The following is a 15,548-nucleotide window of genomic DNA, read 5'->3' on the forward strand; positions in this document are numbered from 1 at the left end:
CACCCTCACGTCAAAACTGCCTCTGACATCAGCACAAATTCTAATGGAAATACCCAGTTTAAATATTTGTTAGCGAAGTTTTTGAGTCATCAATTACTACTGCCGATCTATGTTGTAAATTTTTAAAATATAGATGAAGTATTGTGATTCTAGTATTGATCTGTATTTAGATAATAGTGAATATAAGGCTTTGGTGAGGTCTTCGTCGTATGTTTTTTGCAGGCACATCGTGTAAGCCTTCTTTAAATTCTAATTTGTAAAAAAGCACAAATTGCTTACTAAAAATACAAATAATTTATTCAGATCACCATATGGCTGGCTGCTAAGTCTTTGCGTGCTGATTTTAGGTTTTGTGACCAATGTCTATGCATCTGATCGGGATGTTACCCTGCTGATAGAAGACATTGTGGATGATAAAGGTCGATCTGTTCCTCAGCCTGCGGCAACTTTAAAGCAGCTTGATTACATTGAGCACGAAGCTGATTTAAATTTCAACCTACAACGTTACCCTTGGCGTAGGGCGCTGCAAAGTGTCGATAATGGCGAGGGACTGATATTCGGTATTTCTAAGACGGCCGTACGACAGAGAAAATTGCATTTTTCAATTGGTGTGTATACCAGCTATATATTTTTGGTGACGCGCAGTGATAACCAATTTAAGTTATCCACGGTCAATGATTTAAAAGGTAAGACTCTTAGCATTCCATCGGGGACAGAATTTGGCGATGAGTTTGATCGGTTGAAGGATCATTTATTTAAAGTCGAATTAGATAGCGGGTCACCGATCTCTCGGTTCAATAAATTGTTTTATAAGCGCATGGATGCGATCTTAGTGTCTACTCGTCGCAGGGATCCTAAAGTGATAGAAGAGAAGATTTAGCTGCTACGTGACCAGAACTCAATTCAAATTTATGAGTATTTACTCAGATGCTAAAGATTTGATTTAGATGCTGACCAAGCTTAATTGTGCTTAGCAGTAAACGGACTATAACGGGAGACTGAAGCTAGGTTTTAAATCATATGCTTAGCGAATGCTTATTGGCTTGATGAGCTATTGCTTGGTTATATGATTGAATTTATTTGAAGCGGATTTTGGAGAAATAGTACTGAGTTGTACTTTTTACTTTCGATTACCGGCTACATTTTTATTGATTAAGCCCCATAACCTGGCAATACTCGTGTGGCGATGAGCTTGAATTAATTTACGTTTTCGCCAGACATCTGGCAGTCCTTTGATGGCATCGAATTTCGCTTTATAGATAACTTTGCCTTTGCCCTGCGCTGCAAAGTAAATAATACTGGTCAGGTTGAGTAGCAAATGTAGCGGTAGCAAAGGCCAAAACAAGACACCTGGCATGTTCTTTACAAAGGTCCAAACGAGATTACGATGACCGTGATAAATCGAGAAGTCGCTACGTTTTCCCGTCAATGCCGAGCCTACATGGTTTGCAACTGAATCTGGCACGTAAAGACAGCGGTGACCAAGCAATTGGTAGCGAAAGCCAAGATCTACATCTTCCAGATAACAAAAGTAATCTTCATCAAATCCCCCAATTTCTTCGAATATGTCGCGTCGATATAAGCCTGCGGCTGCACAAGTCGAAAAAATTTCCTTTTGCGCCAACATACTTGCCTTTAATACTTGACCGTGAGCTTCGCGCCATGGCAGCCCGCTCATATGGTAAATGTCGCCAATCCCATCAAGTAAACTCGGTGAATTAGCATCCATCAGACGGCTACCGAAGATGGCAAACTGTGGATTACTCACTGCCGCATCGACCAACGCTTTTAACCAGTCAGATTCAGGAAAAGCATCGGGATTAATCAGGGCAATCCAGGTACTCTCTTTACTGGCCAAGCTGACGGCCAGATTATTTCCGGCGGCAAATCCCAAATTACTACCAGCGTCTACCACACGTATTTGCGAGAACTGCTTTGCAGCCGCTTGACCCGATCCATCTGTACTGGCGTTATCGATCACGATGACTTCATGCGGAGCGTAAGTCTGCGCTAGCAAATCAGTGAGACAGCGAAGCAGTAAATCGCCACCGTTCCAATTGACGATGATGACGGTGACCTTTGGATCGCGTGGTATCGGAATGTCTTGCATGTGCTTTGTTTCGATTAATCGCCCTGGTGAGATTTTTTTTTCTGTTCTATTGTAGCGACTAATAGTTTTTGAATCGCGTTTTGTACTTCGATAAAGTTGGCTGGCGCACCATTATCCCCGAGATTGATAATTGCATCTGACCAATTTCCTTCTGTTTTCCAGCGCGGTGAGCCAGAATAAATTTCTATGGTCGGTGTTTCGTAGGCTGCGGCAATGTGAGTGAGACCTGTGTCAACGCCAATGACGATAGAAGCCGCTTGCGCCAGCATGATGGCGTCCTGCATAGAGAGTGGCGGCAGAACTATTGCTTGTTGCATTTGTATCGCCATCTGTTCTGCCTCGGCTTTTTCAGCGGCATTGCCCCATGGAATTAAAATGGCTAAATCCTGTTGTATTAATGGGGCAGCGATTTGTACCCAATTGTATCTGTCCCATTTTTTGGACGCTCCAGCGGTACCGTGAAAGAACACCGCATAAGGTTTGGATGGCATCCATGCCGGACGCGGCTGAGATTCTGTATAGAGTTTATTGAGGCCAAAACAGGCAGGCGTATCCACTTTATAGCCACCGGCATAAGCCGCGACTAAGCGACCACGTAAGACCGCGTGTGTACGACGGTCGACAGCTACGCTGTCTGTATGAAAAATCCTTGAAATACCTTCGTAGCCCGAACTCTCTGTACCATTGGCTAAGCCTATTTTTTTGCCAGTTGACGTGATACGCGCCATGCCCATGATGATGCCGGTCTTGAGCAAACCTTGAGTGTCGAGCACGAGGTGGTATTCTTGTTCGCGTAGTCGGGTGAAAAAATGCTTAATTTCTTGCCTTGTCTGGCTGGTGAATAAGCTTTTGCGCCAGCGTCGTAATGCGAAGGCGAATATCTGCCGCACGCCGGGATTGAGTTTCACCAGATGTACATAGGCTTCTTCTACCACCCAATCAATTTGCGCATCGGGAAAGTGGCGCAGCAGGTCGTCCACAATCGGCATATTGTGCAGTACATCGCCTAGCGAAGAGACGCGGATGAGGAGGATTTTCACGAAACGAATTTACTTACTTAATAGATGACAGATGATATATGACTAGGCTGAGTTGATATGACTTAGTGTGAATTTGAGTGAGATTCGGCGAGCTAGGTTTGATGGAAATTTATACCACTATATCGCATCGATTTTCTGCTTGATGTTCGCTTACTATTCGCTTGTAATTCGCTTTTTATTCATATACTCCCCCTGGTTTTTATAAAAAATCCTTTATTGTCCAGGTATTCTATGGACAATAAAATATACAGGTTGGAGTATATCTTTTAGCTATTGCGTACATCTGTTGTAGTTACTTTAAATCACGCCGGATTTTTAGGATCTACACAAAATTTATGTAAATCCTCTTTTCATCCAAAATTTTTATTTAATACGGCAATTGCGCATCAGGTTTTACTGCCAGCACCGCTTGTTTCAGCGCGGCTTGAATACGTGCCAAAGCTGCCGGATTCTCTGCCTCAAATCGCATTACGATGACCGGTGTTGTGTTGGATGAGCGCGCCAGACCAAAACCATCAGGGTACTCAACACGCAAGCCGTCAATCGTAATAATTTCATCCGCGCCCGGGAAGTCGGCGTTCTTTTGCATTTGCGCAATGACGGCAAAGTTTTCACCTTCTGCTAACTGTAATTGCAATTCTGGCGTACTGTCAGATTGTGGCAAGCTATTTAATGTCGCAGTCATGTCGCTGACTTTGCTGAGAATTTCCAACAAACGCGCACCAGCGTACATGCCGTCGTCAAAACCATACCAGCGGTCTTTAAAGAAAACGTGGCCACTCATTTCGCCGCCGAGTGGTGATCCGGTTTCGCGTAGTTTTGCTTTGACCAGTGAATGACCGGTTTTCCACATCAGCGGCACACCGCCACGGGCTTTGACCCAGGCGGAAATATGCCGGGTACATTTAACGTCATACAAAATTTGTGCGCCGGGATTGCGGGTCAATACATCTTCTGCGAATAACATTAACTGACGATCAGGGTAAATAATTTGTCCGTCTTTGGTGACGACGCCAAGACGATCCCCATCGCCGTCATATGCCAGACCAATTTCCGCATCGCTGCTTTGCAAAGCACGTATCAAATCTTGCAGATTCTCCGGGTGCGCCGGATCAGGGTGATGGTTAGGGAAGTTACCATCAACTTCGCAAAATAATTCAGTGACTTCACATCCCATGCCACGATACAGATCGCCTGCAAAAGCACCCGCGACACCATTACCGCAATCAATCACGATCTTGATCGGACGCGCCAGTTTGACATCGCTAATGATGCGTTCTAAGTAAGCCGCTTTTATGTCATGCGTGTTGTAACTGCCGCTCCCTTGTCTGAAGTCTTTATTAACAATTGCTTGATACAGTGACTGGATTGCCTCACCATAAATTGCTTCGCCCGCCAAGACCATTTTGAAACCGTTGTAGTCAGGCGGATTGTGGCTGCCGGTGACCATAATACCGGATGCCGCACCCAAGGTATTGGTACCGAAATACACCATAGGTGTTGCAACGATGCCAAGGTCAATCACATTGACGCCGGTTGCTTGCAGGCCACTGGCGAGTGCTTTAATTAATTCAGGTCCGGACAAACGGCCATCACGACCAATCACAACGGTTTGTTCACCTTTGGCAAGCGCTGCACTGCCGAAGGCCTGACCAATTAAATAGGCGACATCGGCATCCAAGGTTTTATCAATAATGCCGCGAATGTCGTAGGCTTTAAAAATGCTAGGGGAGAGTAGGGACATGTGGCTTCCTATTTATATTTATTGAGTCAGTTAATGAGTGATATTTGTTACGTTATTCATGTTCGTGATGGTGGCAACTGTAGCCACTGGATTGGCGGATTCGCTGGCTTGCTCTGCTTGCCATAGAAAATCTTCAATGCCGCATTGTGGCTCGTATTCTGCCACTGTTTTTAGCAATATAGTGCGTACTTTTTGGTAATCAAATGCATTGCATGCAACGTCCAGTTGTTGTAATAAAACCTGTAGTTCTGGCCACGGGATTTCTTTTTCTTGTGCCCGCATAATTAGCGGGTGACTCGTGCCTTCTACATTGTCTCCGATGAGCAATTCCTCAAATAATTTTTCGCCCGGACGTAAGCCCACGTGATGGATTTCTATGGTGCCATCTGGCGTCGCATCGCTTTTGATTTCTAGGCCGCTTAAGTGCACCATGCGTCTTGCCAGATCAATGATACGGACTGGTTCGCCCATATCCAGCACGAAGACGTCGCCACCACCGTCTGCTGTCATCGCACCTGCCTGCAACACCAATTGCGCTGCTTCCGGGATGGTCATGAAGTAGCGGGTGATCTCTGGATGTGTCAGCGTGATCGGCCCGCCTTGCATGATTTGCCGGCGAAACAGTGGAACTACCGAGCCAGAAGAGCCGAGTACATTGCCAAAGCGCACCATGCAAAAACGAGTCTGATTTTGTTCCCGGGCAAAGGCTTGCAAAATCAATTCTGCTAAGCGTTTAGACGCGCCCATCACGTTGGTCGGGCGCACTGCTTTGTCCGTAGAGATCAGCACAAAATTACTGACTTTGGCCTTGATTGCTGCGCTTGCCAGAGTTAAAGAGCCGAACACATTGTTACGAATACCTTCAATCGGGTTATGCTCAACTAAGGGCACATGTTTGTAAGCTGCTGCATGGTAGACCGTATCTATAGTGTAGGTTTGGAAAATTTTGTCCAGCTTGGCACTATCGTTGATCGATCCGAGAAATGGCAAGATCACACATGGAATATGTTCATTCACCTGTAAGTTGCTGAGTTCTTGCTCTATCGCATAGAGTGCGTACTCGGACATTTCTAACATCAGTAGTTGTGCTGGTTTTTGACGCAAGATTTGGCGGCATAATTCTGAGCCGATGGAGCCACCGGCGCCGCTGACTAAGACATTTTTATTCGTGATACAGGTAGCCAGTAAGCTTGGATTCGGTTCTACCGTGTCACGACCAAGCAAATCCTCAATCCCGACTTCGCGCACATCTTGTACCCGCAGCTCCCCATTGACCAAACTTTTTATCGAGGGCGTGACTTTAATTTTGAGTTTGTATTGTTCTAGCTCGTCGAGAATTTGCTTTTGTCTGGTTTTAGGAATGGAGGGCATTGCCAACAAAATTTCTTTGATCTGGTGTTGTGGAATGAGTTTGTGTAATTCACTTGAGCTACTCACTTTAATGCCGGCAATCAAAGACGCTTTTTTACTCGGATTATCATCAATAAAAGCGACACAGATATATTCGTCTCCTGAACGTAACGCGGTTGCCAGTTGCACACCTGCTTTGCCTGCACCATAGATTGCTACATTAATCGCATTCTCGTTGCGATTAAAACCCAATAAATATGAGCGTGCCAGTAAGCGACTGGCACCGACATATAAAATTGCTCCGGCCCAATAAATTCCGAATACCGCACGTGATAAAGCCATGATGTGCGTCATCACACTAATAAATGCCAGAACTAAAACCGACATCGTGACACCAAGTACGACGATGTAAATAATTTTTTGATCCAGATAGCGGATCACTGCACGATAGAGGCCAATACGGATAAAAATCGGGATAGAGATGAGCGGAACCGCAGTGATTAGTATGGCGTAATGGGACAGTACGTCAATAGTTAACCCGTCATAACGGAGCCAAATCGCCATCATAAACGTCAGCGGTAAGCAAATTGCATCTGCCAGCGCGGCAATAGCTTGTTTTTTTAAGCGGGGAAGTGCCAGAAGAAATTGCATATCGAGTTCTTTTATTTTTTTTGGATGTACCCAAAATTGACCCAGCAAGGCGTAGCGACGAAGACAATACTTTGGTTTGGCTAGACGCTGCAACGCAGCTGGAGCAGTTTTTCGTAAGTCCTTTTTTTCTTTTTAATTGATCTAATGTGTAACACCGTCCCGCTTGATGACTTTAAAAAAAGTCAAAAACAGGATCCGCATATCTAGGAGAAATGACCGGTGCCGCAGATAGTACACATCCAATTCTACTTTGTCAGGTATTGGTAATTCATCACGGCCATGAATTTGCGCCCAGCCAGTGAGTCCTGGCAAGATAGTGTCTACTTGTTTTGCCGATCGCAAGGCAATTAAATCGTCTTGATTATAAAGAGCGGGACGCGGACCAACAAAGCTCATATCGCCCTTGAGTATGCTCCACAATTGTGGCAATTCATCCAGACTCGATTTTCTGAGAAAAGAGCCAATCGGTGTCAAATACTGATCGGGGTTACCTAGCAAATGCGTTGCTACAGCAGGAGTATCAACGCGCATGCTGCGAAATTTGGGCATTTTAAAAATTTTATTGTACCGACCCACCCTGTCAGACCAATACACGATAGGTCCGGGTGAGGTCAGACTTACGCAAACGGCGACGATTACCACCGGAAGCAGCAAGATGCATGCCGCAATGAGAGCGAGGCTGAGATCAAATACACGTTTCAAAGCTTATCCTTTTGATTTACTATTTTTAATGGCATCCGCCGTTGCTTGCAAGCCCTGTTGCGTGGTGAACGGAGGAGTCCAGCCCAACAGTAGCCGTGCTTTCGAAATATCAACTTGAAGAGACTGACACAAGCGTTCTGCCACTGATTTTTTACCCGCTAAACTAGCGGCATAGAGTAGCAACTTAGGTGGAAAAGGCCAAAGTCTGGACTGTACGTGTAATGCTTGTGCACAGCATTGTAATAGCTGCGCAGTCGATAAATCCTGTCCATCAGAGACTAAAAATACTTGTTGCGCTGCTTTCGGGTGATCAATACACGCCAGAATCAGACTGACCAGATTATCTAAGTACACAAAGCTGCGTCGGTTGTCTATGCTGGCGAGCGGTAGTGGAACACCTTTCTGTACCCAATTCAGCATACTGAGGAAATTAGCTTTGACCCCGGGGCCATATACTAGTGGCGGGCGTATGATGGTAATTGCCATTCCAGTTTCACGCCCCAAAGCCAGCAGGGCAAGCTCTGCTTCATATTTCGACATGCCGTAAGCATCTTCTGGTTGGGGTTTGCTATCCTCGGTGAAGGCTTGGTTATTAATGGTATGTTCACCATTAACTTTGACTGAACTGATAAAGATAAACTGCTTTACTCCTGCTCTAGCTGCCTGACGTGCAAGATTGATAGTCGCATCTACATTGACTTGGCGAAACAGCGCCAACGGATTAGCTGCAGTTTCATTCATCACATGGACTCTCGCGGCACAATGGATAACATGCGTTAATCCTGATAACAGTTTTGTCCAGTCGGTCTCTGCACTTAAGTCAGGGATGCGTTCATAGCGAGTAAGCGTATTTGCGCTGGTAGTCGCTTGTGCTTGGCGACTAACGCAAATCAGTTCCTCACCATATTGTTGTAGTTGATCTGTGAGTCTCCGTCCCACGAAGCCAGTCGCACCAGTGAGCAAAATAGTTCTTCTCATATTGCTTATTTCGCCAAGGGTAAGCTGGCTACCGGATTTTGTCGGGAATAGACAAAGTAGCGTCTAGATAAAAATTTCAGGAAGCTAGAAATAAACCAATAGGCATGCTTAGAAATAAGCTGGCGATTTTTATGTGCTGCCAGATGAATCGCCTTAAATTGAGGGTAGTACAAGACGCCTTTACCTACTATTTTTTGAGACCGGTAGCAAATATCAACGTCTTCAAAATACATAAAGTAGGCTTGATTAAAACCATTTAATTGATTGTAATGCGCTGCGTCAAAAGCTAGAAACGCTCCTGATGCCCAGTCAACATAAGAAGCTTGCATGATGGAGTTTTTATCGTAATGCTGGGTCAGCGACTTTGCCATCATGATTTTTAGCAAGGACTTGTAAGTCGGAAAGTAGCGGATATTGGCATCCGTTAGCTTGTACTCAGCATCTTTGAACAAGTTAATGCTGGCGATTACGCAGGCATCCTTTTTCATTTGTGTCACCAGCGCGCGAATTGTTTTCGGCGTAGTACTTAGATCAGGATTCATCACAATAAAGTAGTCGCCTGGTTGAACGCCGAACTCTGCACTTACCTTTTTAAATAAGAAATTATTATTTTCGCCAAAACCCAAGTTCGGTTTTGAGTTTGTATAACTAATCCCATAATGCGAACAATAATTTTGTAGTTCTGCGTTCGGTCGGTTGTCTTTGATCCAAACCTTAATGTCATCGCCGCTGTGTACGCTATGAAGCAAACCGCCAAGTTGGCTGGCGATCAGTAATTTTTCGTGTCCGTGGCTGATAATGGCGACATGGATCATATGCTCTTGCATCCTTCGGGGAGTATTTTTTATCCGGCATTGCGAATCTTGATATTCGAACTTACTCAAAATTCGCTAGCATTCTCTTTGTAGTCCGTTGTACTGTGTTTCTTTATTGCCTTTCTTGGGTATTTTATGCAAGTCTGTACCAGAAAACCATTCCCACACAGTTTAAAATAAATGACTAGTATTACAAAAAACATATTTTATTTAATCTTAGTTCAAGCAGTGATTTATCTCGCTCCGCTCATTACACTGCCATATTTAACTAGAACTTTAAATGTGAACAATTATGCGGCACTTGGTTTTACGCAGTCAGTAATCCAATACTTCATTCTTATCACTGATTATGGCTTTGGGATTACAGCAACTCGACTGATTGCCATTAATAGTAGTGATAACAAAAATATTTCTTCGGTCATTGCAAACACTATTGCAATCAAACTGTTATTAGCTGGTGCTTCGGGTATTTTTTTACTTATTCTGATCGCTTTTTTTTACGATATTCGTCAAAATACAGCGTTGATATTTGCTTGTTTCATTGGAGTGATCGGAAATGCACTTTTCCCGACTTGGTTATTTCAGGGGCTAGAGCGAATGCGATCTTTGGCGCTCATTACAGGTGCGTCACGCATCCTTCCTTTGCCATTATTTTTCATCTTTGTAAAAAATGCAGATGATGTGGTTACAGCCGCAGTTTTGCAAAATATTCCCGGCATCATTGCAGCAGTACTCTCTTTTTATTATCTATCTTCCAAGAATATTTTCACCAAAACTCAAGTTAATATCAGCAGCATTAAGTTACTATTGAAAGAAGGTTGGCCAGTATTTTTATCTAATATCTCTACTAGCTTTTATACGACAATCAACATTATCCTGTTAAAGATTTTCGCAGGTGCAGATCAAGTGGCCTATTTTGCAGCAACTGACAAAATTCGCATTGCTGCGCAAGGTTTTATTCAGCCGATTGCGGCTGCTCTATTTCCAAGAATTGCGGCCTTGAGCCAAGCTGCTGATAAGGCAGAAGAGTCGAAATCGGTCATTAAGAAAGGTGCAATTTTACTGATCAGCCTAGAGTTTTTTTGCGGTTTAGTGATGTACTTTTTCGCAGAAACTATTGCAGAGCGCTATTTAGGTAAGGCCTTCTTACCTGCTGCGTTCTATCTGAAGTCATTGGCGTTTTTGCCTGTCATTATTGCTGTTGCGACGATTTTGTCTCAGTGGCGGTTTTTAGCTTTGGGCGAAAGCAAAGTTCTTAGCAAGATATATTTAATTGCGGGACCATTGCATGCTGTTTACGCGACTTTTCTTACTTATCAGTATCAGTCAAATGGTTTAATCTCAAGTCTGTACATTACTGAAATTTCTATTACTGTCGCCATGATCGTCGTTGCGAGAAAAAAGAATATTTCTCTGATGTAGAGCTTTTTAGCAGAATCCAGACCACTTTATATTTTTTGAAATATGCCAAAAATTGATATTGCGCTTGCTTCTTATAACGGAAAAAAATATATTTCCGATCAAATCGCTTCGATTTTGGCTAATGAAATTATGCTTAAGGATTTTTCCTTGGGTGACATTATTATCTCCGACAATATGTCAACAGATAGCACAGCGGCTATTGTCTCTGAGATCGCCCGGCAACATCCAAATGTAAGATTGCTTATCAATCAAGAGCGCGGTGTTATTAGTAATTTTAATCATGCAATCAAGAATTCGACCGCAGATTACATTATGTTGTCAGACCAAGACGATATTTGGTTTAGCAACAAAATACATAGAACAATTGAAAAATTGCTTGAGGTCGAGAGCGAAGGAGATCGATCAAGTCCTGCTTTAGTATTCACTGATCTGACCGTCACTGATAGTCAGTTAAACACAATCAGCACATCTTTTTTTCAGTCTCAAAAAATCAAACCAGATGGCTACAAAGCGGCTAAGAATATATTTTTTTCTAATGTTGCTCCAGGATGCACGATGGCGTTTAACCGACAGCTTGTAGAGTTGGCGTTGCCTGTGCCTGAGCAGGCAGTAATGCATGATTGGTGGTTGATTTTGGTAGCGAGCACTTTTGGCAAAGTGTCGCATATCAGCGATCCGACGATCTTCTATCGTCAACACGAAAACAATCAAGTTGGAGCGAAAAAGAGAAGATATCGAGATTTACTATTTTCCCCAAGGGTAAAGTATGCCCTTGCCAAAAACAGTCTTAACAACGCAGCGAAGCAAGCCGCAAGTTTCAAATACCGGTTTGGCTCAATACCAAAACACAGTATCGAGGCGATTGATTTTTTGGTTGAGTTTGGTGGTATGTCAAAGCTAAGACGATTAGCTGGGCTTAAAACAAAAAAAATTGAAAACCGAACTTTTCTCGGCACTGTCATTTTGTATTTATTAGCACTGACAATGCCGACTATAAAGTAAACTGAGTAAATATTCAGGACGTCAAATTCTGCGCGTCTAATTGTTATGAGGCTCTAGGCAAGCCGCCAGTGCATCTTGCCAAGCTGGTGGCAGTATGCCCAATTCATCCCTTAATTTATCACTTGATAAAATAGAGTTAAGCGGGCGTTTGGCTGGTGTTGGATAGTCTGTTGAAGGTATGCCCAATACAACCGGAGCATTTTTTTCAGCAATCTCTTAGCATCTGCTTGTCGCATGATCTCTTGAGCAAAACCACACCAGTTTGTAGTGCCATCTGAAGTAAAATTATATGTCCCTCCATGCTCCTTCCACCAATCCTGAGACCTGCCGGCAATTTGCCATTGACTGACAATATCCGTAGTCGCTTGAGCAATCCAGCCAGCCCACGTTGGCGCACCCCATTGATCACTGACGATTTTTAATTCTTCCCGTTCATTTGCTAAACGCAACATCGTGAGCAAGAAATTTTTACCGAACGTGGAGTAGACCCAGCTGGTACGCAAAATCAGATGATTGCAATTGCTGGCAATGATTGCTTGTTCGCCCGCAAGTTTGGTCTTGCCATAAACATTGATAGGCGCTGTCTGATCTTCCTCTGTATAGGCAATTAGACTGCCGTCTTCTGCATGCTTGCTTCCGTCAAATACATAATCAGTCGAATAGTGAATCAGCGCTCCACCTATTTTTTTGATTTCCTCTGCCATGATGCCCGGAATGTCACCATTAATCGTCTGCGCGAGATTAGCTTCAGCTTCTGCCTTATCCACCGCCGTATAGGCAGCAGGATTAATGATTAAATCAGGCTTAATATCTCGTATCAGTTGACGAACTTGATCTGGATTACTTAAATCCATTTGAGCCCGTTGCGGGGCAATGAGTTCAGTTTGATGCAAGTGTTGCAGAGTACTTAGTAAAGCATTTCCAACCTGGCCAGTGCTACCTGTCAGTAAAATTCTCATTCAAATACCTCTGCATCTGCGAGCAGTTTACCTATTTGATCTTTAGCAGACATCACTGGCTCGTTCTCTAATGGCCATTGAATACCAATTGCAGGATCATTCCATTGCAAGCAGCGTTCATGCTCTGGCGCCCAATAATCGCTTGTTTTGTAAAGAAATTCCGCTTTGTCGCTGGTTACTAAAAAACCATGAGCAAAGCCTGGAGGTATCCATAGTTGACGCTGATTAGAGGCTGATAAGCTAACGCCAGTCCATTGTCCAAAGCGCAGCGAGCTTTTACGTAAATCAACAGCAACATCAAAGACTTCGCCAGAGATGACCCGTACTAATTTGCCTTGAGCTTGCTGGATTTGATAGTGCATACCACGCAGTACGTTTTTTGCCGACATGGAGTGATTATCTTGTACGAAATTTGTTTCTACGCCAGTGAGTTCTGCAAATTTTTTGGCATTAAAGCTTTCGTAAAAAAAGCCGCGATCATCGCCAAACACGCGTGGCTCAATGATCATTACTTCAGGCAAATTAGTTGGGGTAACTTTCATAATCTCTTCTTAAGTTGAAATGTATTTAGTATGCTTTGTTATTGAGTAGTTGAAGAAGATAGCGACCATATTCATTCTTTTTAAGTGGCTGGGCCAACTTTTCTAATTGAGCATCGTCAATATAACCCCGACGGAAAGCAATTTCTTCAGGGCAAGCGACTTTAAGGCCCTGACGTTTTTCTATCGTCGAAATAAATTGACCTGCTTCTAACAGGGACTCATGCGTACCAGTATCTAGCCATGCCATGCCGCGTCCCATCAATTCTACTTTGAGCTGCGCTTGCTTTAAGTAAACATTATTGACATCGGTGATTTCTAGTTCGCCTCGGTGTGATGGTTGTATATTGCTTGCGATATCCACCACCTGTGTATCGTAGAAATATAGCCCGGTAACAGCGTAGTTAGATTTCGGCTTTTCTGGCTTTTCTTCTATGCTGATGGCTTGCCGATGTTGATCAAAATCGACTACGCCATAACGTTCCGGATCATGAACGTGGTAAGCAAAAACCGTCGCGCCATTGTGATTGCTATCGGCTTGTTTTAGCTGAGTTTCAAAATCATGGCCGTAATAAATATTGTCACCAAGGATGAGTGCGGATGGCGAGTTGCCGACAAATTCTTTGCCAATAATAAATGCTTGGGCCAATCCGTCGGGACTGGGTTGAATCGCGTATTGCAAGCTGATGCCCCATTGCGATCCGTCTCCCAATAACTCCTGGAAGCGCGGTGTATCTTGTGGCGTGGAGATAATCAAAATATCTTTAATACCCGCTAACATGAGAGTGGTCAGCGGATAGTAAATCATCGGTTTGTCGTACACAGGCAATAATTGCTTGGAGACCGCTTGGGTTACTGGATAAAGCCTAGTCCCTGAACCACCAGCCAGAATAATCCCTTTACGTTTAGTCATAGTTGAGCTCATGCGACCACCTCTTTGTCATTTTTATATTGCAAATCAACCCATTTTAAATACTCGCCTGACTGTACTTGGTTGACCCATTCGTCATTGGCTAAATACCATTCCACCGTTTTACGTAAACCCGTTTCAAAGGTTTCTGCTGGCTTCCAGCCCAGCTCTTTTTCTATCTTGCGCGCATCAATCGCGTAACGACGATCATGGCCAGGTCTGTCTTTGACGTGTTTGATCTGATCACGATAACTGCCATTGGCTTTTGGTTGCAATTGATCCAGTAAATCGCACAAGGTATGAACGACACTTAAATTGCTTTGTTCATTCCAGCCGCCAACGTTGTATGTTTCGCCCAGACGACCATCGGCCAATACGCGACGGATCGCTGCACAATGGTCGGTAACGTAGAGCCAGTCACGCACTTGCTGGCCGTCGCCATACACAGGCAGGTCTTTACCCGCACGGGCGTTGGTAATAATTAACGGGATGAGCTTCTCGGGGAAGTGATAAGCGCCGTAGTTGTTAGAGCAATTAGTAGTCAGCGTAGGCAAACCGTAAGTGTGATGATAAGCGCGTACTAAATGGTCTGACGCTGCTTTAGATGCCGAGTAGGGGCTATTGGGCGCGTAAGCAGTAGTTTCAGAGAACGGCGGATCTTCTGCACTTAAAGTGCCATAGACCTCATCGGTGGATACATGCAAAAAGCGGAAAGCAGCTTTTTCTGGTACTGCTAAATTTTGCCAATATGCACGAGTAGCTTCTAACAGACTGAAGGTGCCATTAATATTCGTTGTGACGAAAGCAGCAGGTCCGAGAATAGAGCGATCGACATGACTTTCTGCAGCAAAATGCAAAATAGCTCTTGGCTTATATTTTTCTAAAAGTGCCGTTAAAGTGGCACCATCATTAATATCACCCTGTACAAACAAGTGACGAGCATCTTGCCGCAAGTCCTTAAGATTGTTGAGATTGCCTGCGTAAGTCAATTTGTCGTAATTGATTACCGGCTCATCATGTTGCTTTAGCCAATCGAGTACAAAATTGGCACCAATAAACCCCGCTCCGCCTGTTACTAAAATCATGCTTGTATCCTTTTCCAAAAACCATGATTTTACGCGACTCGCTATCTATTTCGTAGTGCTAAGAATAATTTACATTTCAGTGAAATTAAATTATGGACTTTAAAGTTACTATTTGAGGCCAAATAGAGCAGTTTTATCGTCTGATAATACATTCTAAGAAGTTGATGCTAAAAACTCTATGTTTGCCTTGATTTAATATCAGGGCGAGAGAGGGGGCGTAAATGATGTTTTAGATAAGAAC

General features: G+C 43.8%; 13 protein-coding genes and 1 pseudogene. 3 read left to right on the plus strand and 11 right to left on the minus strand.

Features of this window, described 5'->3' with window-relative positions:
* Window positions 1–271: 271 nt before the first annotated feature.
* The gene (locus RGU72_RS19355; protein ID WP_322121299.1) at window positions 272–880 is read left to right on the plus strand and encodes a transporter substrate-binding domain-containing protein; all 609 of its coding nucleotides are present in this window, start codon (window positions 272–274) and stop codon (window positions 878–880) included.
* A gap of 240 nt (window positions 881–1,120) precedes the next feature.
* Here RGU72_RS19355 and RGU72_RS19360 read toward each other — a convergent pair whose 3' ends face one another.
* From RGU72_RS19360 to RGU72_RS19390, 7 genes are all read right to left on the minus strand, one after another.
* Complete coding sequence (locus RGU72_RS19360; protein ID WP_322121300.1) at window positions 1,121–2,110, minus strand: glycosyltransferase family 2 protein; 990 nt, start codon at window positions 2,108–2,110, stop codon at window positions 1,121–1,123.
* A gap of 14 nt (window positions 2,111–2,124) precedes the next feature.
* Window positions 2,125–3,150, minus strand: a complete 1,026-nt coding sequence (gene waaC / locus RGU72_RS19365) for a lipopolysaccharide heptosyltransferase I (RefSeq protein ID WP_322121301.1) — start codon at window positions 3,148–3,150, stop codon at window positions 2,125–2,127.
* A gap of 367 nt (window positions 3,151–3,517) precedes the next feature.
* Window positions 3,518–4,894: a phosphomannomutase/phosphoglucomutase gene (locus tag RGU72_RS19370; RefSeq protein ID WP_322121302.1), complete on the minus strand. Its 1,377-nt coding sequence runs from the start codon at window positions 4,892–4,894 to the stop codon at window positions 3,518–3,520.
* Window positions 4,895–4,924: 30 nt separating this feature from the next.
* On the minus strand, window positions 4,925–6,895 hold the full coding sequence (locus RGU72_RS19375; RefSeq protein WP_322121303.1) for a nucleoside-diphosphate sugar epimerase/dehydratase: 1,971 nt from the start codon (window positions 6,893–6,895) through the stop codon (window positions 4,925–4,927).
* Between the two features lie 141 nt (window positions 6,896–7,036).
* Window positions 7,037–7,597: a sugar transferase gene (locus RGU72_RS19380; protein ID WP_322121304.1), complete on the minus strand. Its 561-nt coding sequence runs from the start codon at window positions 7,595–7,597 to the stop codon at window positions 7,037–7,039.
* Between the two features lie 3 nt (window positions 7,598–7,600).
* Window positions 7,601–8,575: an SDR family oxidoreductase gene (locus tag RGU72_RS19385; protein ID WP_322121305.1), complete on the minus strand. Its 975-nt coding sequence runs from the start codon at window positions 8,573–8,575 to the stop codon at window positions 7,601–7,603.
* A 5-nt stretch (window positions 8,576–8,580) separates the two neighbouring features.
* Entirely contained in the window at window positions 8,581–9,390 is an 810-nt protein-coding gene (locus RGU72_RS19390; protein ID WP_322121306.1) for a glycosyltransferase, read from the minus strand.
* 180 nt (window positions 9,391–9,570) lie between these two features.
* On the opposite strand from RGU72_RS19390, the gene RGU72_RS19395 reads away from it, so the two are divergent.
* Window positions 9,571–10,812, plus strand: coding sequence for a flippase (locus RGU72_RS19395; RefSeq protein ID WP_322121307.1), 1,242 nt, complete (start codon window positions 9,571–9,573; stop codon window positions 10,810–10,812).
* A 42-nt stretch (window positions 10,813–10,854) separates the two neighbouring features.
* Window positions 10,855–11,814 (plus strand): glycosyltransferase family 2 protein, encoded by a 960-nt coding sequence (locus tag RGU72_RS19400; protein ID WP_322121308.1) that lies wholly within the window; start codon window positions 10,855–10,857, stop codon window positions 11,812–11,814.
* A gap of 36 nt (window positions 11,815–11,850) precedes the next feature.
* Here the strand turns inward: RGU72_RS19400 and rfbD are convergent.
* The 4 genes and pseudogenes from rfbD to rfbB all read right to left on the minus strand — a co-directional run bounded on the left by rfbD (window position 11,851) and on the right by rfbB (window position 15,307).
* Window positions 11,851–12,773, minus strand: a pseudogene (gene rfbD, locus RGU72_RS19405) (dTDP-4-dehydrorhamnose reductase).
* On the minus strand, window positions 12,770–13,315 hold the full coding sequence (gene rfbC, locus RGU72_RS19410) for a dTDP-4-dehydrorhamnose 3,5-epimerase (protein WP_322121309.1): 546 nt from the start codon (window positions 13,313–13,315) through the stop codon (window positions 12,770–12,772). Before rfbC ends, rfbD begins: the two are co-directional and overlap by 4 nt.
* Before the next feature lie 25 nt (window positions 13,316–13,340).
* Window positions 13,341–14,237 carry a glucose-1-phosphate thymidylyltransferase RfbA gene (gene rfbA, locus RGU72_RS19415; protein ID WP_322121310.1) on the minus strand — a complete coding sequence of 299 codons (897 nt, stop codon included), beginning with the start codon at window positions 14,235–14,237 and terminating at the stop codon, window positions 13,341–13,343.
* Window positions 14,234–15,307: a dTDP-glucose 4,6-dehydratase gene (gene rfbB, locus RGU72_RS19420; RefSeq protein WP_322121311.1), complete on the minus strand. Its 1,074-nt coding sequence runs from the start codon at window positions 15,305–15,307 to the stop codon at window positions 14,234–14,236. The genes rfbA and rfbB overlap by 4 nt, the downstream gene beginning before the upstream one ends.
* Between the last annotated feature and the right edge of the window lie 241 nt (window positions 15,308–15,548).

The organism is Undibacterium sp. 5I1, from assembly GCF_034314085.1.
Lineage (GTDB): Bacteria > Pseudomonadota > Gammaproteobacteria > Burkholderiales > Burkholderiaceae_D > Undibacterium.